The sequence below is a fragment of the Acidovorax sp. KPB24-03 genome (assembly GCF_057546605.1).
Window position 1 is genome coordinate 1 of record NZ_BAAJYR010000490.1, and the last position, 2,258, is coordinate 2,258.

2 protein-coding genes and 1 pseudogene are annotated in these 2,258 nt (G+C 71.7%); all 3 read right to left on the reverse strand.

The genetic code is table 11. The annotated features are described in order from the left end of the window. A partial coding sequence (locus AC27KI_RS23020; RefSeq protein ID WP_487116027.1) for a response regulator occupies positions 1-305 on the reverse strand: 305 nt, incomplete at its 3' end. Beyond that, positions 302-1,939, reverse strand: a complete 1,638-nt coding sequence (locus tag AC27KI_RS23025; protein WP_487090880.1) for a sensor histidine kinase — start codon at positions 1,937-1,939, stop codon at positions 302-304. The genes AC27KI_RS23025 and AC27KI_RS23020, both read right to left, overlap by 4 nt. 136 nt (positions 1,940-2,075) lie before the next feature. Next, positions 2,076-2,258 (reverse strand): annotated as a pseudogene (locus AC27KI_RS23030) (LysR family transcriptional regulator); the annotation flags it as partial.

Consider the following 2,258-nt stretch of genomic DNA (forward strand, 5'->3'; position numbering starts at 1 on the left):
GGCTTGGTGAGGTAGTCGTCGGCGCCCAGCCGCAGGCCGTTGACCTTGTCCTCGGTGTTGCTGAGTGCGCTGAGCATCAGCACCGGCACGTGGCGCCCTTCGGAGCGCAGTGTCTGGCACAGCTCCAGGCCGCTCAGGCCGGGCAGCATGAGGTCGAGCAGCAGCAGCCCGGGATCGCCGGTGCGCGCCAGGGCCAGGCCGTCCGGGCCGTTGCGCGCCAGCTCCACGCTGTAGCCTTCGGCCTTGAGGCCGCGCAGCAGGAAGTCCGCCACGCGCGGATCGTCTTCGACCACCAGGATGTTCATGCGGTTTCCTCGGGGGACAGGGTTTCGGGGTGGCTGGCCGAAGGCACGGTGATCTGGACCACCGTGCCCACGCCGGGCTGGCTGTCGATGTCGATGCGGCCATGGTGCGCGTGCACGATGGACTGCGCGATCGACAGTCCGATGCCGGTGCCGTCCGCGCGGTGTGCCCGCGCGCGCTGGCCGCGCACGAAGCGCTGGAACACGGCGGGCAGTTCCTCGGCCTCGATGCCGATGCCTTCGTCGCGCACCAGCACCTGGGCTTCGCCGTCGGGGCCGGGCTGGCAGCCCACGCGCACCATGCCGCCGCGCTGCGAATAGCGCACCGCGTTGTCCAGCACGATCATCAGCGCCTGGCGCAGCCGGTCGGCATCGGCGTTCACCATCAGCGGGCCGCCGGGGGCGGGCGGCAGGGGCTCCACGGCCACGCCGTGCAGTCCGCCCAGCGCGGAGGCCTGCTCCGCCGCATCGGTCACCAGGGCCTGCAGGTCGATGCGGCGTGGGCGGATCACCAACTGGTCCGCCTCGGTCCTGGCGATCAGCAGCAGGTCGTGGATCACCTTGGTGAGCTGGTCGACGCCGCCGACGATGCGCTGCAGCGTCTGGCGGTATTCCTGCGCCGGCCGGTCGCCGCCGCGCATCGCGATTTCGGCCTCGCCCCGGATGGCCGTGGCGGGCGTGCGCAGTTCGTGGCCCAGGTCGGCGAACAGCTGGCGCCGGCGCTGGTCCACGCGCTGCAGGGTTTCGTGCGCCACGCTCAGTTCATGCGTGCGGGCCTGCACCGCATCCTCCAGTTCGCGGCGCGCCGCATCGGCATGGGCGCGGTGCTGCTGCAGCTCCGCCGCCATGGCATTGAAGTGCTGGGCGACGCGGTCGAATTCGTCCTTCGAGCCGGTGGCCACCCGGTGGTCCAGCGCGCCGGCCTGCAAGGCCCGCGTGCCGGCCAGCAGGCGGTCCAGGGGGCGCTGCAGGCGGCGGTTCAGGTGCAGCGCCAGCAGGGCCGCCACGGCGAGGGTGACGATCACCAGCGTGATCGCCTGCTGGCGCAGCACGTCCAGCCCGCGCTCGGTGGCGGCGCGCGCCACGGGAACGGCGCTGCGCTGGCGCTCGATGGCGCCGTTGATGAGCTCGCGCAGGTCCAGGCCGCGCGCCATGTCGAACGTGGCGTTCAGCTCTTCCCACACCGCAGGGAAGTCGGCCCCGGGCTCCAGCGGCTGCAGCTGCGCCAGGCGGGCCTCCACGGCCTGGATGTTGTCCTCCAGCAGCTCCGTCACGCGCACGAGCTGCGGCACCTCCTGGGGCATGGACATGCCCTCGCGGTGGGCCAGTTCGTGCCACAGGGCCAGGTCGCGGCGGGCCAGCTCCGCCAGGGCGGCCGCGCTTTGGTGCATGCGTTCGAGCAGCCGCTCGCGCACCTCAGGCACGGCATTGGCGTTCATCAGGCGCTGGGTGGCCCACACGCGCAGCCGCTGCTTGTTGGCCGACAGGTCCAGCAACTCCGAGAGGATGTCGCTGGCCAGCCGGCTGTGCTGGGCGTAGTCGTTGACGCGGTGGGTGCCCCAGTACACGAACGCGGCCTGGATGCATACCAGGGCCACGAGGGCGGCGAATGCCAGGGAGAGTCTTGCGCGGTACATGGGGCCGTCGGAGTGCGAAGGGCCTGCATTATGTTCCGTGCCGGGTGCCGGCAACCTGCCAGAGGCCAGGCAGCCGGATCCCCCGGTTGCTATGGAAATAATAGCTACACAGGCAATCGATCTCCCGGCATCGGGGTTATTTGGCCGGGATGGCCTGGCCGCCGGCCAGCGCCCACAGCGATTCGGCCACCTCCGACATGCCGGCGCGCTGGCGGTACAGGCGGATCTCCACCGGCACGTCCCAGGCCGCCTCGCCGGCCGCCACCAGCGTGCCGGCCCGCAGGTCGTCGGCGATGAGGCTGCGCGGCAGCCAGGCCAC